Raw genomic sequence first — 21045 nt, 5'->3', positions numbered from 1 at the left:
CCTATCTCTATAAAAGCCCAAAGAATATTGTTATATATACCTATAAGTTTATATACCTCAAAAAATCTTTCTTCATCCCACGAATTTTTCCACTTTCCAAATGAAGCAAGAGAAAACTCCCATAGATGCTCTTTCTCTTGAATAGAAAAAGCTCTGATAGACATCACATCATCATATATTTTATTCTTTTTGTATATATATATATATACCCATTTGGAAAAAACTTATAGAAAAATTGTCAATATTTCCTAATACTATGAGATTTTCATTTTTATCTATAATGGCAGTAATATCCTCTAGATATTCATTTGAATATTGTGTTTCTAAATAATCGTTGGATAAATACAAAAAAACTTTATCTTCGCCCTCTTCTACCAACTCCAAATTTTCATCAAAAATTTTGTAATTATTCTCCCACTCACTACAATAGAACTTATTATTAAAGGTAACAAGCGGGCTTAGTGGTGTTTTATAAAGCATTTGTTTTTTTTCACCACATTGAATTTCGTGTGATGTGTTGATGTAATAAGGTTTGCCTTTATAGATAACATAATCTCTTACATTATCTATTTTAGAATTTAGTTTAAACATTTTATTGTGATTTTATAAAGTTATAAAGTTCTGAATTTTATTACATTTTTCTTTTTATTTGTGAGCTTTAATTTCCCCTGCTGGCGCGAGCTTTATAATAAGAGCGTATCGCTCATTCCTTATCAATTACTTCCTCCTTACTTGCGTAACGAATGTTTAAACTCACTTGTTAATTTTTTCTCTTTGAAGCTGTTTAAACTTTTCCTTACAATAAAATAAAAGTTCCAAAAAATTAGTAATTTTAAAAATAACACCAAAATTTAGGAACTTTTACCCCCTATCTACCCCCTCAAATTTGCTAATTTCCTAATTTGCTAATTTCCTAATTTGCTAATTCCCAAATTGTCTCATTCCCAAATAGCAAGCCACAACCCCTAATCCTACACTCCCTACTACGTAAAGCGCTGCTTTTAGCCATTCGTTTTGTTGCAATAGCTGTACAGTTTCAAACGAAAAAGTAGAGAAAGTAGTAAAGCCCCCTAAAACGCCCGTCATCAGTAGCAAAGGCAATACAGGGTCTGTAGTGGCTTTGCTTTTGAAGTACCCATACAATACCCCTATCAAAAAGCAGCCTAGTATATTTATTACCATAATACCTATGGGGAATGCCCATAAGCGTCCTAACTTGCTAAGCCATACCGAGAGTATATAGCGCAAGGCTCCACCGGCAAAGCTACCAACTCCTACTATTAGTATTTCTTTTGTCATTTTTTAGTTATTTATTATTACAATCTTCCTACCTCTTCCACTTCGCTTGTATGTACCTCTTTCGCTTTTCCAAATTGGTAAGTAAGGTTCAATTTCACCTGTCGACTTTCGCTATTACCATAGGCGTATAGGTCTAAGTTAGGCAAATGGCTCTCGCTATCCCAACGTTGAGTGTGAAAAATATCAGTAAAGCTAAAAGTAGCTGTAAGGCGGTCGTTTAAGAAAAGGCGTTGCAAACCAATATCTATTCCGCCAGAAGACTTCGCTATTTCGTTAATACCCGCCAACCTACGCGAATTGTAAACCGCTGTAAGCTCTCCTTTCAGTTGGTAAGGCAAGCGAAAATAATTTTGCATTGTCAGACTGTACTGCCACCTGTGTAGGTGCAAGGAGCTCCCCTCTATTACCGCCCCTTTGTTCTCTATATAGCTCAGGTTAGGAGTGAAAGTTGTCTGATAGCCATTGCCCCAATTCAGTTCTTGATAGAGCGAAAAGAGCAAATGGTGCTGCTTGCCTATATTCTTAGGGATAGAAATGATTTTATTAGCTTGAAAAGGCTCATTGATACTGCTAAAAAAATCGGTAGAGTAACTATAAGCCATTGTAAAAGAAGTCTTTTTATACGAAGCCGAAAAGGTAGCTTTTTGTATCTTTTCGGGCAATAAAAACGGATTACCTTTCCAATACGATAGTTCGTCTAAAAGGTATTCAAACGGATTGAGATTTTGGTACTCAGGTCGGTTGATGCGAGTGCTATAGCCTGCAAATAGCTGTAGGTTATCGTTACATTGGTACTGCAAATTAAGAGTAGGGAAGAAGTTAGTATAGTGCTTTCGGTGTTCTTGGGGTGTTGAAGCACTCCCTTTTTCGGGCAATAACTGTCCTTTAGAAAAAGTAGTTTCATTGCGTAGGCCTACCTCAGCACTCAAACGTTCGGTGATAGGGTAATGATACTGGGCATACACGGCAAAAATACGCTCTTTGAAGTCAAAAGCATTCGAGCGGTTTACATCTATGAGGTTATAGGTAGGCAATTGTCTAAAGAACTGAAAACTATTGTCTGAAAAGACTTGCGAATACTTAGCGCCTGCCGTAAGGCTACCGCCCCATAAGGGTAATTCTGAACGGAAAGAAGTAGCAAAAATATGTATTTTTCTATCGTTTTCTGATAGGTAAGTCTCGTGAGAAAGTATGGCACCCGCTGGCGAACGATAGGTGTTGGGTTGCCTATTGCCAGAGCCTCCATCAAAAAAAGCGTAATCAATGTCCAACTGATAGCGCTCGTTATCCGAAGGACTAAAAGTATAATAAACATTAGCGCTATAGCGATTAGCTTTCTGCATAAAGTAATCGTTATAGCCCGATAGCGTTTTTTCCAATACATTAGCTGTGTTGAAAAAGCGAGTAGTGGTGCTGGTCGTTCCCTTTCCAAATAGCGTATTAGCAGCCAGTTGTGCGCCTAAAGAGTGCCGTTGGTCAAGCCAATAGTCGTAGCCTATATGCCCCGCTATGGTCTTGCGCTTCTCAGTATCATCTGTCGGACTTTCGTACCGCAGTCCGTTTTGTACGCGCTCGCTGCCGTAATCCATTGCATAGTGTCCTAATTGGTGATTGTACCCCAAATGCAAAATACCTTTCTTCACGCCGTGTTGCAATTGTAGTTCGGTGTTTTGTCGCAAGTTCCACCAATACGATACCCCATTGTTCAGCGATAAGAATGTCCCTTCTATTGTCTTTTTGTCGAGTACAATATTCACTGCTCCAGCCCCTCCTTGCGCTTCGTATTCAGCTGGCGGATTGAGCAGCAATTCCGTCTTTTTAATTTGTGCTATAGGGATAGATTTTAGGTAATTTGCCAAATCATCAGGCTGCATATAAGTAGGTTTGCCATTAATAAGAACCAACACATTGCTTTTTCCGCCAATGCTCAGGTGATTTTGATTGTCTACTACCACATTAGGAGTGCTTTTCAGGGCATCAAGAGCTGTACCCTGCTGATGAGTAAGACTATTTTTTGGCGAAAACACTATTTTTCCTTGCTCCATATACACGGCGGACTTCCTTTTTGTAGTCGTTACCACTACCTCTTTCAAAGCAAGGGAAGAAGCAAGAGGTATAGAGAGCAACTCAATGTTCTTATTCAGCAAGAAAGGTTCACCGGTATACGACAAGTAATCGCCTGTACTTTCAATATAAATACGCAAATTGCGTTTAGCAGACGAAAAGCTAAAAAGCCCATTGCTTTCAGTAATGGGTTCACTTACTATCACATTAGTATCCGCATCCAATACTTTGATGGTGACATTAGCAATACCTTCAAGCGAAGCATTATGCACAAAACCTTTTACGGTATATTGCGTTTGTGCACAAAGGGTAGTGCCTCCTAAAAGAAGACAAATAAAAGAAATAATGTTTTTCATTTTTAAAAAGTTTTATATAGAATTTGCATACTTATATAAAAAGTATTATCTTTGCACCGCAAAACAGCAAAAGTTGTTTTGAATGGTGCGGGACGAGACTTCGGGTCTCTATAAGCCTTCACCCCTCCGGGAGGCAAATTGATAATAATTCAGTTTGCCTCCTTGTTATTTAAATCGGTCTGTATTTACTTGCAACACTCTTTTATCAGGCATAATAAAAGTGATTGCTTTTATATTTTTTGCACGTTTTTGTTTAAATGTTGCTTTTAGCATATCAAAAGCTTCTCGGTTAGACTCTAATTCTTGAGTAAAATGAATAATAACTTCTGAAACCTCCTGCTTATTAGCTTCTTTCAAAGCACTCTGAATAGCATTTTTACCATTAGTACTTTCTGCTACTTTTATATCTACATATTTTAAAGACAGCAAATTAAAAGCATCAGGGTTCTTCTTCCCATCTTGAATTACAGGTAATAAACGGTACTGTTTGCCATTATTAGCCAAAATTTTTAAAGCCTCAATATTCTTGTATTTTTCAGTCTTGCTTTGCGAACCTTGGTTAAACTTCTCTACAATACCACCATTAACACTTTCATACATCACACAGAAAGTGATTTCCTTGTATCGCTCTCTAAGAACAATATGCTTTTTTGTGGTAGGAATATGCTTCATAACTTGTTTATCTTTAAAATTGGCTAACATTCTAACGACTAGCGACTAACCACTAAATACTAGCGACTAAATACTAACTGTATATTCTTATACGAGCTTTTTGCTAATTCTTTAGCGGTAGCCTCATCTTTCCAACAAACTTTTTCTATACCCTCTTCCGTTTGGGGCACTAATTTTTTCTTATAAGTAGTCGTCATATCATACCAATAAGTTTCTTTCAGAAAGTAGTGTCCATCGCGTTTAAATATATGGTAAGTAATCGTCCTAAAACGCTGTATGAGCAGCTTTTTTACGCCCGTTTCTTCCTCTACTTCGCGCAGCGCACAAGTAGCAATATTTTCGCCCTTTTCTTTCTTTCCTTTAGGCAAATCCCACTTGCCATTTCTTTTGATAAGCAGCACTTTACCCTCCTGATTATACACTATGCCACCGCCTGCTTTTATAGTGGGGATAAGCTGCTTAAATTTCTTCATAAGTTTCTCAGCCTTAGGGTGATAGAGGTATATTCTCTCTACCTCATTATGGCTTAGTGCTTCGATGATTTCATCAAGGCTTACATCTTTTAACCGAAAATATTTTTCATTCTCAATATTTTCTTGTACATTTGTCAAAATAATCGACTTATCGTCTAAAAATATTTCATTCATAACATTATGATATTAGATAACACTACGGCACAAAGTACCGCCGAATTTTTACTGCAAATTAACGCAATAAAATTGAATTCTGAAAATTATTTTACTTGGGCGAGTGGCTGGAAATCGCCTATTTATTGCGACAACCGCATAATCCTCTCATTTCCAGAGGTTCGCAATTATGTAGCCAATACTATGGCTACCTATATAAAAAGCCATTATCCTACTGCCGAAGTAGTAGCAGGGGTAGCTACAGGGGCTATTGGTATGGGTATGTTAGTAGCTAACGTGCTGGGGTTGCCTTTCGTATATGTACGCCCTGAGCCTAAAAAACATGGTCGTCAGAACCAGATAGAGGGATTGCTAACTGCAGGACAGCGCGTAATTGTTATTGAAGACCTCATCAGCACCGGTATGAGCAGCCTCAATGCTGTAAAAGCCCTCCGCGACTTTGGGGCTGAGGTATTAGGTATGGTAGCTATCTTCTCCTATAATTTTGAGGTAGCCAATGCTAATTTTGCCGCTGAAAAGCTCACCCTCCACACCCTCAGCGATTACGACCATCTGCTGGTCAAAGCCTTAGAAATAGGCTATATTGGCGAACACGAACTCGATACCCTCAAAGAATGGCGCAAAAGCCCCGACACGTGGCGCAATTAGTCAATTTGCCAATGATATCGCCCCATCTCACTTGTCCCACTTGTCTCACCTGTCCCACCGAAGGATGAGCGAAGGTTCACCGAAGGATGAGCGAAAGAAAGTCGGCGAGCTGGTGCAGCCGAGTATGTGTTAAGGGGGGATGTCAATATAAAAATTATCAATAAACTAAGTATAAAAAAAATAACTATGCAAAAAATAGAAATCCCCGAAAACTGGGCAGTCTATATCGGTAGAGTAGAAGATAAGCCCGCTGTGTTTCGCATCAATTTAGGTATAGGCGAAATAGACTTCCCTATAGAGGGGTATACCCAATGTGTAAGGCTAAACCTTGTCCTTAAAGCACCCGATGAGCACGGTTTTACTACCGATGAGGAAAGAGAACGCCTCTATAACATTGAAGATATTATAATGCCTTCGCTAAAAGATACTGATTTTTTAGCTGGAGTTGTAACTTATCAGGGCAATACAACTTGGTTTTACTATACACAAGAGGCTCCTTTATTGGCAGCCAATATCGAAAAGGCTTTCACAAATATCACCGATTACGAACCTGAAATACGTATCGTAGATGACCCTAATTGGGAGATATATTCCGACTATCTTTACCCCAATATCTACGAACACCAAAGCATCAAAAACAGTGCGGTGCGCCGCCATTGCGAAGAGTCTGGCGACCATACCGACCAAGAACGCCCCATAGAGCATTGGTTGTATTTTGATACAGAAAAGGATATGAACAGCGCCCTTAGCAAAGTAATAGCTTTGGGGTATAAGGTAGAAGATAGCGGTAGGGTAGAGCCCGAAGAAGGCGATACTTCTCAAGAGGCTTACTATCATCTCATCCTTTCTAAAGTAAATACAGTCGATGATATTAATAGCGACACTTGGGATTTGATAGATGTAGCCCTCGATACCAATGGCCAGTATGACGGCTGGGAAACCGTTTTAGTAAAATAATTAATCGCTCGTGCGGCTCGCACCAAATCGGCAAATTATCCAATGAATTTAGAAACCCCAAAAACAATCGTCCCCAAAAGTGCAAAAGACCTCTTTGCTCTTTTAGAAAAGGTAGAAACCTTTGAACGCCTGATGCCCGACAACATCAGCAAATTTCAAAAACTCAGCGATACATCTTTTGTGTTTGCTCTTAAGGGAATGCCCGAAATTTCGTTAGAAAAGAAAAGCACCACCCCCGATAGTCAGTTAGTATTAGGCGAAGCCAATGGCAAAATTCCCTTTCAGCTTACTGCCAATATTGCTGAAATATCAGATAAGGAAAGCGAAGTACAACTGCTCTTCAAAGGGGACTTCAACCCTGTAATGGCGATGATGGTCAAAACGCCCATTAGCAAGTTTATAGAAGTATTAGTAACTAAAATGAAGGACTTATAAATGGCAGGCAATAGCTTTGGTACACTTTTTAGGCTTACCACCTTTGGCGAGTCGCACGGCGAGGCATTAGGAGGCATCATCGATGGTTGCCCTCCTAATATCCTTTTAGATTTTGAAGCCATACAGCACGAACTCAACCGCCGTCGTCCGGGGCAGTCAGCTATTGTCACCCAGCGCAAAGAGGGCGACAAGGTACGCTTCCTTTCGGGTATTTTAGACGGTAAAACTACCGGCACGCCCATTGGCTTTATCATTGAAAACGAAAATCAGCATTCAGCCGACTATGCCCATATAGCCGAGGTATATCGCCCCAGCCACGCCGATTATGTGTATCAACAGAAATACGGCATTCGTGATGTTCGCGGGGGCGGACGCTCATCAGCACGCGAAACGGTCAGCCGTGTGGTAGCAGGAGCTATTGCCAAACAGGTACTCAAAGGAATACAAATCAACGCTTATGTGTCGAGTGTAGGCGAGCTTTCCCTTACCCAACCCTACACTAATCTTGATTTAGCCATAGCCGAAACCAATGCCGTACGCTGTCCCGACCCTATTTTAGCCGAACAAATGGAAGCCTATATCAAAGCCATACGCAAGGAGGGTGATACGGTGGGCGGAGTGGTAAGCTGTGTAGTAAAAGGGGTACCCGTAGGTTGGGGCGAACCTGTGTTCGACAAGCTCCACGCACAACTCGGTAAGGCGATGCTCTCTATCAATGCCGTAAAAGGCTTTGAATATGGCAGTGGCTTTGCGGGTACAACAATGCGAGGCAGTCAGCACAACGACCTTTTCAACCCCGATGGCACTACCCAAACCAACTATTCAGGGGGCATACAAGGAGGCATTAGCAATGGTATGGACATTTATTTTCGGGTAGCTTTTAAGCCCGTAGCAACCCTTATGCAGTCACAACCCGCTCTCGATAGCAGGGGCAACATCGTAGAGATACAAGGCAAAGGCAGGCACGACCCCTGCGTAGTACCCCGTGCCGTCCCCATTGTCGAGGCAATGACCGCAATGGTACTATTAGATTTTCACCTATTGAATAAAGCTGTAAAGGCAAATGGTAATTTATAATCCATAATTCAAAATTATTACAAATGACCTCAAAAGAAATAGCAAATGGCATATTGCGTGCCGTAGCAATCATTGTTTTAGTAGTAGTAGGGCTGTATACCCTTTATTTGCTACAATCTATTATCGTTTATCTTATCGTCTCATTAGTACTGACGCTAATGGGCAAACCTCTTATTTATTTCTTCCGCAAAAAACTGAGGATAAAGAGTGAAACTCTCTGTGTGGTACTTACTATGTTGCTTTTTGTACTGCTCAGTCTCGGAGTATTCAGTATGTTTATTCCCTTACTCATATCACAAGGCAAGAACCTATCAAGCCTTAATATTGATTTGCTAAAAGATAATCTTGATGCTCTTATACATCAAACTCTTAGTAAGGTTGGGTTAGAAAGAGAAGACTATTCTTTTGGTGTACAAGAGATGTTAAACTTTATTGATATTCCTAACTTTCTCAACTCGTTTATTTCCTTTATTAGCAATTTTGGAGCAGGTTTCTTTTCAGTACTCTTCATCACTTTTTTCTTTATGAAAGACGGCGACAGAATACTTATTTCCCTACTTTCTATCTTTTCTCCTAGGCGAAAACGCAAATTAAAGACTTCTATTTTCAAGATAAACAATCTGTTATCGCGTTATTTTGTAGGACTTATACTCCAAATCACTATACTTTTTGTTGTTTATACTATTGTATTGCTTATTTTTGGGGTAGAAAATGCTTTTATCATAGCGTTGCTCTGTGCTATGCTTAATCTTATTCCTTATATAGGTCCTATGATAAGCTTTGTGCTAATGGCATTGCTAACGATGAGCAGCAACCTACAAAACGACTTTATGACTGTTAGCTTGCCTACTACTATTTATGTCCTAATAGGCTTTATTGTAGGCCAATTTATTGATAATGTATTTTCACAACCTATTATTTTTTCAAATTCAGTAAAATCAACTGCTTTAGAGATTTTTTTGATTACTCTTATTAGTGGTACACTTTTTGGCATCATAGGTATGGTAGTAGCTATTCCCGCTTATACCGTTTTAAAAGTAGTTTTAAAAGAGTTTTTTCCTAATAATAAAGTAGTCGGACTGCTTACTAAAAATCTATAGTTATGAAATATCTTATTCTTTTTTTGTTTCTTTGCTTTATGCAAAACCTTTCGGCCCAAGCAGAAGGCTTAAAAGTTACCGATGCTACTAAGGCAGATAGCCTAACTGTAAAAAAGAATTGGAATGTACGTTACAAATATGTAGAGGGCTTTATTTTTAACAAAGATTATGTTATATTCCAAACCAGAGATAGTCTTTTTGTGCAGTGTCCCGATATGCTTACTTTTAGTATAAAAAACTATGATTATGGTATGGCTATTGATAAAAATGGAATCTATTACCAAAATAATTTTTTCCCTATAGATACTAATGCTTTTAAGATTATAGGTTCAGACCTAATAATCGATAAAAAGGAAATAGTGCCTATTTGGCGTACTCTTCAAAAGGCTTATATAGCCAACAAAGAGATTGCTATTAGCAGCCCTGCTACTTTTGAAAATATCTATTATGATTATTTAAAAGACGAATATCATCTATATTATATTAATAATGGAAAAGTAACGATAGTACCAGATGCCGACCTTGCTTCTATTCGTAAAGACTTAGCTACTGAAAACTATATTTCTGATAAAAATGGCACCTTTTACCAATCTCAACCACTTATGTATAAAGGTGAAAGGGTACAACAGCTTACTAAAAAAATACTAAAAACCTCTCAATATGTATTATACTATGATAAAGAACTTGTTGAATTGCCTAACTACTTTCATATTCCTACCCTCAAAGCTCTAAATGAGTCTTATCTCATCGACCAAAATTATGTTTATTATATTGATTACTACTCCTACAAAACAAAGGGTAAAGACTTTAGACTACCTATCGCAACTAAAAACTTAAGCAAAGTAAGAGTCTTTAATAATTTCATTACCGATGGTACTATGGTATACCGCGATAATACCCCCAAACCTCAATACGACGCTGCAACTTTTGCTGAGCTTCAGGATGCTTATTACTATCAATATGACAAAAATGGAGTCTATAATTGGGATAAAAAGTTACCTTTCTTCTATACTGAAGCCCCTATTTATGGCAAAAACTTATTTAAAGACAAGGCCGGCGGAATACTCTACAAAAATCAAATATATAATAGCTCAACCGAAGAGGTTTTTATGAACCTTACCTCTAAGGAAGTACAACTGCTAAAAGAAGGAAAAGTTACTGTTTATGATTTCGTTTATCTAAAAGGGGAACGCATTCTAAAGCAAAAATATTTTGATAGTGAGTTATACAAAGCCAATAACCTAATTTATGTAGATAAAACACCTCAAAAAGGGGTAGATGCTACTACTTTTCAAAAAATATGGTACAATATTTATAAAGATAAAAATAAAGGCTATTATTATGATGAAAGCAATGAGTATGATCCCAAACTCATCCCTATTAAGGGGTATGATATAACAACTCTTAGTTTTCTAACTGCTGATCTTTTAGCTGATAAGAATTATATTTATTACACAAAATATAGACTTATCAAAAATGATAAGGTTGAAATACTCGCTATATATCCAGGTTATCGAAAGGGGTGTAGTCAAGACTTAAAACCTAATACCAATTATTATCTTCTAAAAAACGTTGATGGTTATTGGCTAACCGAATTAGGAGGTGGAGCTAAAATTCGCTTCTTAGGTACTGAATTAGAAGATTTTGAACTATAAGCTATAAATTATAAATACCATAAAGAATTATTTTTCAGATAATTATAACTTTAATACGAAAGAAGGATAATTAAAAAAGGAAAATAATGATGCTTATTCAAAAAAATATTCGTAATTTTGTAGCCTAATATCAAACTTGATAAATTTTAAAAAAAATGAGTAAATACGACATTATTGTATTAGGAAGTGGTCCTGGTGGGTATGTTACTGCTATTCGCGCTTCTCAATTAGGTTTCAAAACCGCTATCGTTGAAAAAGAAAACCTTGGTGGTATCTGTCTTAACTGGGGTTGTATCCCTACTAAAGCCTTGCTAAAATCAGCACAAGTGTTTGAATATCTTAAGCACGCTGAAAGCTATGGTATCAAAGTAAAAGAAGGTTCTTTCGACAAGGATTTCCCAGCAGTTATCAAGCGTAGCCGCGATGTGGCTGCTACTATGAGCAAAGGGGTTCAGTTCTTGATGAAAAAGAACAAAATTGATGTGATAATGGGTTATGGTACTATCAAACCGGGTAAAAAGGTTGATGTAAAAGACAAAGATGGCAAAGTAACCGAATACAGCGCCGACCATATCATCATCGCTACAGGGGCTCGCTCACGCGAATTGCCTGCGCTTCCTCAAGACGGTAAAAAAATTATAGGCTATCGTCAAGCGCTTACTTTACCTGAGCAACCTAAGAAAATGATTGTAGTAGGTAGTGGTGCTATAGGTATTGAGTTCGCTCACTTCTACAATACTATGGGTACTGAGGTTACTATCGTAGAGTTTATGCCTAATATTGTACCTGTAGAAGATGAAGACATCTCTAAACAATTAGAAAAGAGCCTTAAGAAATCAGGTATCAACATTATGACTTCAGCTGAGGTTACTAAGGTAGATACTTCAGGCAAAGGTGTAAAAGCATTTGTAAAAACTGCTAAAGGCGAAGAAGTACTTGAGGCTGATATTCTTCTTTCAGCTGTAGGTATCAAAACAAATATCGAAAACATAGGTTTAGAAGCAGTAGGTATCAAAACCGACCGCGATAAAATCCAAGTAAATGAGTACTACCAAACTAATGTACCTGGTTATTACGCTATTGGCGACGTAGTGCCTGGTCAAGCATTGGCACACGTAGCATCAGCTGAAGGTATCCTTTGCGTTGAAAAGATAAAAGGATTACACGTAGAGCCTATTAACTACGGCAATATTCCTGGTTGTACATATTGCACTCCAGAAATCGCTTCAGTAGGTCTTACTGAAAAACAAGCTAAAGAAAAAGGCTATGAGATAAAAGTTGGTAAATTCCCATTCACAGCATCTGGTAAAGCAAACGCAGCAGGTACTACTGAAGGATTTATCAAAGTTATCTTCGACGCTAAATATGGCGAATGGTTAGGTTGCCATATGATTGGAGCTGGTGTAACCGATATGATTGCTGAAGCAGTAGTAGCTCGCAAACTCGAAACTACTGGTCACGAAATTATCAAAGCGGTACACCCTCACCCAACAATGAGCGAAGGTGTTAAAGAAGCGGTAGCAGCTGCTTATGGCGAAGCTATTGATATTTAATTTATTATTATCATAAAAAAACTCCAAGTAAAGAATATTCTCTACTTGGAGTTTTTTATTTTATATCCTACAAAGCTGTTATTGATTAGAAAACAGTTGTATAGCTTCTTCTAATACCTCATATACTCTATCTAACTGCTCATCAGTGATAATATAAGGAGGTAATATATAAATAATATTACCAACAGGACGCAAAATAACTCCTTTAGAAATGAAGAAATTATAAAGTCTGTTGCGGAAAGAACCATAATAATCAGTATTTTGGGTAGTTTTAAGGTCGAATGCTAAGATAACTCCTAAAGTACGCGCATTGGCCACTGAAGCATACTGACTAATATGTGCTACAAATGCCTGATGACGTTTAGCGATGCGCTTAAGGTTTTGCTGCATCTCTTCACTTTCTAAAATGCGAATAGCTTCTAAGGCAATAGCGCAACCAGTAGGGTTAGCCGTAAAGGTATGCCCGTGGAAAAGAGCTTTATTTATATCATTGCTGTAAAATCCATCAAATATACGTTGGGTTGCAGTCGTTACCGCTAAAGGGATAGTACCGCCTGTTAGAGCTTTAGAAAGGCACATAATGTCGGGCTTGTGATTAAGGTAGTCACAAGCAAAAGTGCGTCCTGTGCGTCCGAATCCTGTCATTACCTCATCAGCAATAGTAATTACCCCATTGGCTTGTGCTATGTTTAGTAGTTCGTCTAAATCTTCAGGCGAATAGATTTGCATACCCGAAGCTCCTTGCACTAAGGCTTCAAATATAAAAGCAGCTGGCTGATGTTCAGCAATAGCTTTTCTAAGGGCTTCAGCAGAGACCTTACTACCTTTTTGTGGTAGGGGTATACGCACTACTTTCAGTAAGTGCTCTTGAAAAGCTTCGGTAAAGAAAGAAATACCTGAAGCTGCCATTGCGCCAAAAGTATCACCGTGAAAAGCTCCTTCAAAAGCAATAACTGTAAAGCGTTTTTCACCTTTGTTGAAGAAGTATTGTAATGCCATTTTGATAGCAATTTCTACAGCAGTAGATCCATTATCAGAAAAGAAGACTTTCTGCTGGTTCTTAGGCAGTATACTAATCAGTTTTTCAGCTAATTCTACGGCAGGTTTATGAGTAAAACCTCCAAAGAGTACGTGTTCTAACTGGGTAAGCTGTTTATAGGCAGCCTGAGCCAAACGTTCGTTGCTATGCCCGTAAGGGTTTACCCACCAACTGGCTATCGCATCGATATATTCTTTGCCATCTTCGCCCCATAGTAGGGCATCTTTACCTTTTACGATTCCGAGTGGCTTGGCAGCTGTTTGGTGCTGAGTGTAAGGGTGCCACAAGTGTAGTTCGTCACATTCTTGTAAATTCATTTTTTTGATTGTATAATTGTTTTGGTTATTATATCCTTCTCCATATCCCACCCACGCGCCGGACTGTATTCGCGTCCGTATAAGATGATTTGCACGTGTAGCTTGTTCCATTTTTCCTTAGGGAAAAGGCGTTTAGCGTCCTTTTCAGTTTGCACTACTGAACTGCCGTCTGATAGTCCCCAACGGTGCATTAGTCGGTGTATGTGTGTATCAACAGGAAAGGTGGGAATGCCAAAAGCCTGAGAGAGCACCACGCTGGCAGTCTTATGACCTACTGAGGGGAGTGCTTCTAAGGCTTCGGAAGTCTGTGGTACTTCGCCATTATATTTGTCGATGAGTATTTGCGAAAGTCCGTGTATCCCTTTAGATTTCATAGGTGCGAGTCCCAAAGGTTTGATAATTTCTCTGATTTCGTCTACTGAAAGCAGCACCATATCGTATGGGTTGTCAGCCTTTGCAAAAAGTATTGGGGTGATTTGGTTTACCCGTGCATCAGTAGTCTGAGCCGAAAGCAATACCGCAATGAGAAGTGTGTAAGGATCTTTGTGCTGTAGCGGTATAGTAATTTCTGGATAAAGATTTTCGAGTGTATCAATGATAAAGTTTACCTTTTCTTTCTTTTTCACTTTATTAATGTATTTGAGTGATGAAAAACTAGTTTAGCAAGAACCATAATCCTATGCCAATAACTAACAATACAATGAGGAGACTCCCTATTGAGAATTTCATTTTGAATTTCAGTTCATATTCAGTACTGAAAAAATCTTTAATTTTCTGTATCATAATTTTGTCTATTTTTGTTAATTATGCCACAAAGGTACAGTCTTTTTTTATTTTAGCAAAGTATTAACGTAAAAAAGACGGTTCAGTAGCTACTGAACCGTCTTTTTTGCAGTGTGTTTTTTGTGTTGAATTTATTCTACTATTTTTACGGGTGTACCATTGTCAATGTTTATCTGTCCGCTAATTATTACCTTTTCGCCTGCAGTTAATCCACTGATAATCTCTACTTTATTACCAAAATTTCTACCGCTCTTCACGGTTATTTCTTGTGCTTGTAGTATATCCTCACCTTGGGCATTTTTGCCGTTGATAATTTTGAATATTTTATTTTGGCTCACACTACCTACGAAAGCTGAATGGGGTACTACCAAGGCAGTAGAAGATTGAGTGTCAGACCCTAATTGAGCTGTAGCATACATACCTGCTTTTAGTTTTCTGTCTTTGTTGGCTACTAATATTTCCACAGGGAATTTCATAGCACTGTCAGCTTTTGGCGCTATAAAAATGATTTTACCTTCTATCTCATTAGTCATAGTACTAGGTTTAATTTTAATGGTTTGACCTAATGTCAGCTTACTTACTTGATTTTCATCAACAGTGATTTTCAACTTTAGATTGTCAATATTCACAACGTTAAATAGGGGAGTACCCGCTCCTACCATAGCCCCTTCTTCTACTTTTTTGCTGCTTACTATACCGCTTATTTTGCTGCGTACAGAGGTATCGCCCGATATGATAGCAGCTGAATTGTAGTTAGCTTCTGCATTTTTAACTTGCAAACGCACTTGTTCCAACTGTTGAGCGGTCACACCACCAGTTTTAAAAGCACTTTCAAAGCGTTTAAGATCGCTTTCAGCAGTTTCTAAAGCTGCTTTAGCATTTTCTAATTGTACATTGGTTCTATCGGCTTTAGTTTGAGCCAAAACCTGTCCTGCGCTTACAAAGTCACCTTCTTTTACGAAGATTTTGATAATTTGACCTCCTACTTCAGAAGATACATCAAGGTCTTGTTCAGCTACAAAAGTACCATTGGCAGAGAATAAGTCGGCTATGTTTTCTTCAGCTACTTGTGCAGCACGTACAGCTACTTGTGCTTCTTTTTGGGCAACAATAGCTACTTCTTCAGCATTTTTCTGTTTGTTAGAATACAGTTTGAATGCCATAAAGCCTATTAAGGCAAGAATAATAATTGTGGTAATTACTTTTTTCATTTGTCAGTAAAACTTAATTTGTACTATAAAATCGGGTGCAAAGGTAATATAAAAAACTTAATAAACAAAAAAAGTTTCCTAAACTTCACAAGAAATGTACTGATACCCTGTCATAATAGTCCATTCCGAAGAGAGAAGAAGCTCCTCCTACAGAGCGTCTGTCGCTTTTGTAGATACTGAATTGCAGGTAGTTAAGGTCATTGAAAAGTAGCATCCCTTCGCCATCAGGGGTAGCTCGCGATTCTGGAGGACAGTTGAAATTGATGATGTCACTATATTGATTGTAAATTTTGCGGAAAGAAAACATCTTAAAAATCACTTCAAACTTGCGATTTTGTTGTATGCGTTCAAAGAGAGAACGAGATATATTGCTTACAGCATTGCCGTAATGGTCTATATAAATAATTACCCCATAGATAAAAGTCCCATCAGAACTAACTTCTGGATTAAAATGAGTAGCTCTTAGGTATTTATCAGTAGGAACACCTATTTGCTCAGGAGAAAGACCTTTGTAGACTTTTTCAACTACTGATGGGAATACATTTAGGGTAGGGAAGAGGGTAATAGGTATATCAGTAGCTACTTCAAATAGCTGTATAGGCTCATTTTCTTCAGCTAATAGGTTAAAAATACCATTGTCAGCCCCAATGAAATAATGCCCGTTTAGCAACATTAGTAAGTGTCTTTTTTCAGGATTGCGCTCGGCATCAACTCCTATAACGTGTGTGCTACCTTTAGGGAAGTGTTTATAAGCATTCTTGAGGATATAAGCAGTCTGAAAAATATCAAACGGAGAAACTAAGTGTGAAATATCTACAATACGAGCATCAGGGCATTTGGTGTAAATAGCCCCTTTTACTGCCCCTACTGAATAGTCGCGCAGCCCAAAATCGGTAGTGAGAGTGATGATTTTCATACTTATTTGAATAACAATGCAAAAGTATAATTAAAAGTTGAATCTTACAACTTAAAAGAGAGGTTTTTAGCAGATTGTTAAAAACTTTGTTGATAACTTATGTTTTGTTTATGTTTTGTAATTCGGATTTAAAGCTGTTACTTTGCACCCCGAAAAAGGAAAATTATGAACGAACAAAAAGATATATGGTGGCTCAATGAAGAGTCAGAACAAATACTCAACAGAGGCTATTTGTTAAAAGGAGAAAGCGTAGAGGGGGCGATAGATCGTATTACTCACGCTGCGGCTCGCCGTTTGTACAAGCCTGAGCTACAGCCTGCTTTCAAAGAAATGATTACCAAAGGGTGGATTAGTTTTTCTTCACCTATTTGGGCTAATATGGGTACTGAACGCGGCCTACCTATTTCTTGCTTTAATGTACACGTACCTGATAGCATAGAAGGAATTACGCATAAATTGGGCGAGGTGATTATGCAAACCAAAATAGGTGGGGGTACTTCTGGTTATTTTGGTGAGTTGCGTAGCAGAGGTTCAGCGGTAACCGATAACGGGAAGTCGAGTGGTGCAGTAAGCTTTATGAAGCTCTTTGACTCTGCTATGGACGTAGTGTCACAAGGTGGAGTAAGACGAGGCGCTTTTGCTGCTTACTTAGACATTGACCACCCTGATGCAGAAGAATTTCTACAGATAAAAGATGTAGAATTTCCTATCCAAAATCTCTTTTTTGGTATTTGTGTACCAGATTATTGGATGCAAGAGATGATAGACGGCGATATGGAGAAACGTCGCCTTTGGGCACGTGTACTCGAGTCTCGTCAACAGAAAGGTTTGCCTTATATTATGTTTACCGATAATGCAAACCGTAATCGTCCACAAGTATATAAAGATAAAGATATGCTCATTCGCTCAAGCAACTTGTGCAGTGAGATTATGTTACCTTCTAGCGAAGAAGAATCGTTCATCTGCTGTTTGTCGTCTATGAACTTAGAACTTTTTGATGAGTGGAAAGATACCAAGGCAGTTAAATTAGCAGTCTTCTTCTTAGATGCTGTGTTATCTGAGTTTATCGAGAAGACTAAAGGCAATTATTATCTGCAAGCAGCCCGTAAGTTTGCGATGCGCCACAGAGCATTGGGCTTAGGAGTATTAGGCTATCATTCGTACTTACAACGTAATATGATACCTTTTGAAAGCTTCGAAGCTACTCAGTTTAATGCACGCACTTTTAGGCACATTCGTGAAGAAGCTGATAAAGCTACTAAAGAATTAGCTCATATTTACGGAGAGCCTGAGTTGTTAAAAGGTTATGGAAGAAGAAATACGACTACTATGGCAATAGCTCCTACTACCTCAAGCTCGGCTATATTAGGGCAAGTATCACCAGGTATAGAGCCTTATTCAAGCAATTATTATAAGGTAGGCTTATCAAAAGGAAACTTTATGCGTAAGAACAAATATCTCACACAATTGTTAGAAGAAAAAGGGCTTAATAATGAAGATGTATGGCGCTCTATACGCTTAAATAATGGTTCTGTACAGCATTTGCAAGAGCTTACTCAGCTAGAAAAGAACGTATTTAAGACTTTTAAAGAGATTTCTCCTATGGAGATTGTCTCACAAGCAGCACAGCGCCAAGCCTACATAGATCAAGGTCAGAGCTTAAACCTCAATATTCCTTCTGTAATGCCTATTAAAGATGTAAATAAAGTGATGATTGAAGCGTGGAAATTAGGAGTTAAGTCACTTTACTACCAACGTAGTCAGTCTGTAGCAAAAGAAATGATAATGAATTTTGTAAACTGTAGTAGTTGCGAGGCCTAACTAAAAAGAAAATAAAATAGGCTGCCTGAAAAAATCTTCAGGCAGCCTATTTTTTGGTTATAAATTATATTACTGAATCTGATAGCTTTCTCCTTTTAAGGTATCAAAGCTAACTACTTTAGCTTTTTTAGAGCCTTTTATGAGCATTGTATTATGGTGATAAATACTTTTACCTGCAGGTAATAATAAGTAGCATTTTCCTCCTGCTAATGATGTGATAGTAGCTTCTTGTAATTGGTGTTGTTTCCAAGAGAAAGATACTTCAAAATTATTGCGAGCTTTCATTCCTTTCATAACGCCATTTTCCCAATCAGGGTGGGAAGGGAGTGCTGGTAGAAAACGAATCACATTTTGCTTCCCGTGACTTTGTAAGAGCATTTCGGCTATACCTGCCGCACCTCCAAAGTTACCGTCTATTTGAAAAGGAGGGTGTGCACAGAATAGGTTAGCATAAGAGCCACCTACTTGTCCGGTAGTTATTTCTGAACTTACGGGTCGGAGTAGTTGACGCAATAAAACTAAGGCGTGATTTCCATCCTGTAGTCGTGCCCAAAAGTTTATCTTCCAAGCTCTTGACCATCCAGTACCACCATCTCCACGCATTTGTAGTGTTTTCTCAGCAGCTTTTGCTAATTTAGGAGTATCCCAAGGGGTTATTTCATCATAAGGATATAGCCCATATAGATGCGATACATGTCGGTGATGAGGGTCAGCATCTTCCCAATCGTCTAACCATTCATTTAGGTCTCCTTTTTTTCCAATACGATTAGGAGCTGTATGTTTGATAATATCTGTCCATTGGCTGAATTTATCACTATCTACCCCCAAAATAGTAGCGGCTTGCATAGTATTACTAAAAAGCTCTCGTACTATCTGCATATCCATAGTTGGTGCTATACAAGTATTTCCAACTTGTTTTTTATTGCCTTTTGAAGGTAGTAAATAAGCATTTTCGGGTGAGTTAGAAGGAGCTGTAATCCAATACCCCTTTTTAGGCTCTTTGATAAGTAGACTTTCAAAAAAGTCAGTAGCTTGTTTTAGTACAGGGTAATATTCTTTGAGAAAGTCTATATCGTGTGTAAATAGGTAGTGTTGCCAAATATGTTCGCATAGCCAAGCGCCTCCTGTAAGAGTAGAGCCCCATACTGCTGATTCACCAGGTGAAGTATAAAACCAAGGGTTGCTAATCACGTGGGCTACCCACCCGTCAGCATTGTAATATGCTTTAGCTGTTTTATATCCGTTGGGAACTAAGTTTTTCGTAAAACGATTTAGAGGTTCTGTTAGTTCTGATAGGTTAGTAGCTTCTGCTAACCAATAATTCATCTGAATATTAATATTCAAGTGATAATCTCCATTCCAAGGAGTTTGATATTCTTCAGCCCATAAACCTTGTAAGTTAGCAGGCAAAAGACCTTCACGCGATGAAGAGATAAGCAAATATCTACCAAAATTGTAGTATAATATAGGTAATAAAGCATCTTTGTCACCTTTGTAGAAACCCTCTAAACGCTCGTAAGTACTTAGGTGTGAGGTATTACTATTTGCGTTGCCATACCAGCGATTTTTATTGAATAAACCTTGGTAAATAGTTTTGCTTTCAGCAAGAGCAGCTTCAAAAGAAGAGGTACAACGCTGTAGATAGCTCTCAGCCTTTTCTTTAACAGATACATTACTAAGCCCTCCATTTTTATATTGGTAGTTTGTAGCCATACTTATCTTGAGTATAAGCTCTTTAGCAGCTTGTATCTCTATAGCTTTTTCTTTGTTTTCAGCTTTGCCATCAGTTTGTACATCTATAGCAGAGGCAAAGTGCATGCCTTCCTTTTTGTCATCAGGTAGTACCCCTGTAAGAGTAATATGGTTATTTTGATAGCTTATAGTAGCATTTTCTTTTCTGAAGAGCGAAATATTCAAATCAAAGGGTTTAGTTCCTGTAATTTTTATCCATAAAAGATTATTCTTAAAGTCAGCAAAGGCTACTTGCTCAATAGAGTTATCACCTCGTGTATAAGTAGTAATAGCTGTAGCTTCATCAAGTCTTAGTGTTCGCTTGTAATCTTTCACAAGTGTTTGATTTTTCCAATCTAAGAGCAAATCAGCAAATACCTGATAGCATCCATAACTGCAGTTAGCACCTTGACCGTGACACGAACCTTTACCTCGTGCGATAAAATGTTTCTGTAGTAGGGCTTGTGCTTCTAAGTTTTTACCTTCTAAAAGTAATTGTTGAATTTCTTTCAGATAAGTATGAGCTTCAGGGTCATCGGCCTCCTGATATCCACCAGACCATAACGAAATCTCATTTAGTACAATGCGGTCGGTATCTGTTTTCCCGAAGAGCATAGCTCCTAATCTACCATTACCGATTGGTAAACTCTCTGTGAAATGCTTAGCAGGTTGTTTAAACACTACAGAAACATCCTGTGGTTGTGCCCAAAGAAAAACTCCCCAGCACAATAGTACTGTTAATAATTTGGTTTTCATAAATATTG

19 protein-coding genes are annotated in these 21045 nt (G+C 38.2%); 8 read left to right on the top strand and 11 right to left on the bottom strand.

The features are described from left to right. Positions 1-180: 180 nt before the first annotated feature. The 5 genes from C8P65_RS10530 to C8P65_RS10510 form a co-directional block, all read right to left on the bottom strand. Entirely contained in the window at positions 181-591 is a 411-nt protein-coding gene (locus C8P65_RS10530; RefSeq protein ID WP_245887397.1) for a hypothetical protein, read from the bottom strand. Positions 592-921: 330 nt separating this feature from the next. Further along, entirely contained in the window at positions 922-1299 is a 378-nt protein-coding gene (gene crcB / locus C8P65_RS10525; RefSeq protein WP_107782765.1) for a fluoride efflux transporter CrcB, read from the bottom strand. A gap of 17 nt (positions 1300-1316) precedes the next feature. Further along, positions 1317-3719 carry a TonB-dependent receptor domain-containing protein gene (locus C8P65_RS10520; RefSeq protein ID WP_107782764.1) on the bottom strand — a complete coding sequence of 801 codons (2403 nt, stop codon included), beginning with the start codon at positions 3717-3719 and terminating at the stop codon, positions 1317-1319. 165 nt (positions 3720-3884) lie between these two features. Beyond that, entirely contained in the window at positions 3885-4421 is a 537-nt protein-coding gene (locus C8P65_RS10515) for a hypothetical protein (RefSeq protein ID WP_245887395.1), read from the bottom strand. Between the two features lie 29 nt (positions 4422-4450). Beyond that, complete coding sequence (locus C8P65_RS10510; protein ID WP_107782763.1) at positions 4451-5038, bottom strand: NUDIX hydrolase; 588 nt, start codon at positions 5036-5038, stop codon at positions 4451-4453. Between the two features lie 6 nt (positions 5039-5044). Between C8P65_RS10510 and pyrE the strand changes: the two genes are divergently transcribed. The 7 genes from pyrE (at position 5045) to lpdA (ending at position 12463) form a co-directional block, all read left to right on the top strand. Beyond that, a complete protein-coding gene (pyrE, locus tag C8P65_RS10505; protein WP_107782762.1) occupies positions 5045-5686 on the top strand; it encodes an orotate phosphoribosyltransferase in 642 nt (213 codons plus the stop codon). 186 nt (positions 5687-5872) lie between these two features. Further along, positions 5873-6643 carry a DUF695 domain-containing protein gene (locus tag C8P65_RS10500; protein ID WP_107782761.1) on the top strand — a complete coding sequence of 257 codons (771 nt, stop codon included), beginning with the start codon at positions 5873-5875 and terminating at the stop codon, positions 6641-6643. A gap of 42 nt (positions 6644-6685) precedes the next feature. Further along, positions 6686-7078 carry an orotate phosphoribosyltransferase gene (locus tag C8P65_RS10495; protein WP_107782760.1) on the top strand — a complete coding sequence of 131 codons (393 nt, stop codon included), beginning with the start codon at positions 6686-6688 and terminating at the stop codon, positions 7076-7078. After that, positions 7079-8155: a chorismate synthase gene (gene aroC / locus C8P65_RS10490; RefSeq protein ID WP_107782759.1), complete on the top strand. Its 1077-nt coding sequence runs from the start codon at positions 7079-7081 to the stop codon at positions 8153-8155. It abuts the gene before it with no gap. A 23-nt stretch (positions 8156-8178) separates the two neighbouring features. Next, a complete protein-coding gene (locus C8P65_RS10485) occupies positions 8179-9255 on the top strand; it encodes an AI-2E family transporter (RefSeq protein WP_107782758.1) in 1077 nt (358 codons plus the stop codon). 2 nt (positions 9256-9257) lie between these two features. Next, a complete protein-coding gene (locus C8P65_RS10480; protein WP_107782757.1) occupies positions 9258-10910 on the top strand; it encodes a DKNYY domain-containing protein in 1653 nt (550 codons plus the stop codon). Between the two features lie 155 nt (positions 10911-11065). Next, positions 11066-12463 (top strand): dihydrolipoyl dehydrogenase, encoded by a 1398-nt coding sequence (gene lpdA, locus C8P65_RS10475; RefSeq protein ID WP_009392936.1) that lies wholly within the window; start codon positions 11066-11068, stop codon positions 12461-12463. Positions 12464-12541: 78 nt separating this feature from the next. On the opposite strand, the gene bioA is transcribed toward lpdA, so the two are convergent. From bioA to C8P65_RS10455, 5 genes are all read right to left on the bottom strand, one after another. Then, positions 12542-13819, bottom strand: coding sequence for an adenosylmethionine--8-amino-7-oxononanoate transaminase (gene bioA / locus C8P65_RS10470; RefSeq protein WP_107782756.1), 1278 nt, complete (start codon positions 13817-13819; stop codon positions 12542-12544). Next, positions 13816-14445 carry an endonuclease III domain-containing protein gene (locus C8P65_RS10465; protein ID WP_107782755.1) on the bottom strand — a complete coding sequence of 210 codons (630 nt, stop codon included), beginning with the start codon at positions 14443-14445 and terminating at the stop codon, positions 13816-13818. The genes bioA and C8P65_RS10465 overlap by 4 nt, the downstream gene beginning before the upstream one ends. A 28-nt stretch (positions 14446-14473) precedes the next feature. After that, the gene (locus tag C8P65_RS12385) at positions 14474-14602 is read right to left on the bottom strand and encodes a hypothetical protein (protein WP_281260417.1); all 129 of its coding nucleotides are present in this window, start codon (positions 14600-14602) and stop codon (positions 14474-14476) included. A gap of 131 nt (positions 14603-14733) precedes the next feature. Then, complete coding sequence (locus tag C8P65_RS10460; RefSeq protein WP_107782754.1) at positions 14734-15813, bottom strand: efflux RND transporter periplasmic adaptor subunit; 1080 nt, start codon at positions 15811-15813, stop codon at positions 14734-14736. Positions 15814-15898: 85 nt separating this feature from the next. Continuing rightward, positions 15899-16729 carry an SAM hydrolase/SAM-dependent halogenase family protein gene (locus C8P65_RS10455; protein ID WP_107782753.1) on the bottom strand — a complete coding sequence of 277 codons (831 nt, stop codon included), beginning with the start codon at positions 16727-16729 and terminating at the stop codon, positions 15899-15901. A 162-nt stretch (positions 16730-16891) separates the two neighbouring features. On the opposite strand from C8P65_RS10455, the gene C8P65_RS10450 reads away from it, so the two are divergent. After that, complete coding sequence (locus C8P65_RS10450) at positions 16892-18550, top strand: ribonucleoside-diphosphate reductase subunit alpha (protein WP_255359602.1); 1659 nt, start codon at positions 16892-16894, stop codon at positions 18548-18550. A 69-nt stretch (positions 18551-18619) separates the two neighbouring features. Here C8P65_RS10450 and C8P65_RS10445 read toward each other — a convergent pair whose 3' ends face one another. Then, a complete protein-coding gene (locus tag C8P65_RS10445) occupies positions 18620-21037 on the bottom strand; it encodes a glycoside hydrolase family 95 protein (RefSeq protein ID WP_107782752.1) in 2418 nt (805 codons plus the stop codon). Positions 21038-21045: the final 8 nt, after the last annotated feature.

Source organism: Capnocytophaga leadbetteri (assembly GCF_003054025.1).
In the GTDB taxonomy this organism is placed as follows: Bacteria; Bacteroidota; Bacteroidia; order Flavobacteriales; family Flavobacteriaceae; genus Capnocytophaga; species Capnocytophaga leadbetteri.
This window is presented reverse-complemented; position numbering and strand designations above follow the sequence as displayed.

Bases quoted from the DNA above. Each gene is read 5' to 3' on its own strand.
- C8P65_RS10530 (WP_245887397.1), bottom strand. From the start codon at position 591: ATGTTTAAACTAAATTCTAAAATAGATAATGTAAGAGATTATGTTATC.
- crcB (WP_107782765.1), bottom strand. From the start codon at position 1,299: ATGACAAAAGAAATACTAATAGTAGGAGTTGGTAGCTTTGCCGGTGGA.
- C8P65_RS10520 (WP_107782764.1), bottom strand. From the start codon at position 3,719: ATGAAAAACATTATTTCTTTTATTTGTCTTCTTTTAGGAGGCACTACC.
- C8P65_RS10515 (WP_245887395.1), bottom strand. From the start codon at position 4,421: ATGTTAGCCAATTTTAAAGATAAACAAGTTATGAAGCATATTCCTACC.
- C8P65_RS10510 (WP_107782763.1), bottom strand. From the start codon at position 5,038: ATGAATGAAATATTTTTAGACGATAAGTCGATTATTTTGACAAATGTA.
- pyrE (WP_107782762.1), top strand. From the start codon at position 5,045: ATGATATTAGATAACACTACGGCACAAAGTACCGCCGAATTTTTACTG.
- C8P65_RS10500 (WP_107782761.1), top strand. From the start codon at position 5,873: ATGCAAAAAATAGAAATCCCCGAAAACTGGGCAGTCTATATCGGTAGA.
- C8P65_RS10495 (WP_107782760.1), top strand. From the start codon at position 6,686: ATGAATTTAGAAACCCCAAAAACAATCGTCCCCAAAAGTGCAAAAGAC.
- aroC (WP_107782759.1), top strand. From the start codon at position 7,079: ATGGCAGGCAATAGCTTTGGTACACTTTTTAGGCTTACCACCTTTGGC.
- C8P65_RS10485 (WP_107782758.1), top strand. From the start codon at position 8,179: ATGACCTCAAAAGAAATAGCAAATGGCATATTGCGTGCCGTAGCAATC.
- C8P65_RS10480 (WP_107782757.1), top strand. From the start codon at position 9,258: ATGAAATATCTTATTCTTTTTTTGTTTCTTTGCTTTATGCAAAACCTT.
- lpdA (WP_009392936.1), top strand. From the start codon at position 11,066: ATGAGTAAATACGACATTATTGTATTAGGAAGTGGTCCTGGTGGGTAT.
- bioA (WP_107782756.1), bottom strand. From the start codon at position 13,819: ATGAATTTACAAGAATGTGACGAACTACACTTGTGGCACCCTTACACT.
- C8P65_RS12385 (WP_281260417.1), bottom strand. From the start codon at position 14,602: ATGATACAGAAAATTAAAGATTTTTTCAGTACTGAATATGAACTGAAA.
- C8P65_RS10460 (WP_107782754.1), bottom strand. From the start codon at position 15,813: ATGAAAAAAGTAATTACCACAATTATTATTCTTGCCTTAATAGGCTTT.
- C8P65_RS10455 (WP_107782753.1), bottom strand. From the start codon at position 16,729: ATGAAAATCATCACTCTCACTACCGATTTTGGGCTGCGCGACTATTCA.
- C8P65_RS10445 (WP_107782752.1), bottom strand. From the start codon at position 21,037: ATGAAAACCAAATTATTAACAGTACTATTGTGCTGGGGAGTTTTTCTT.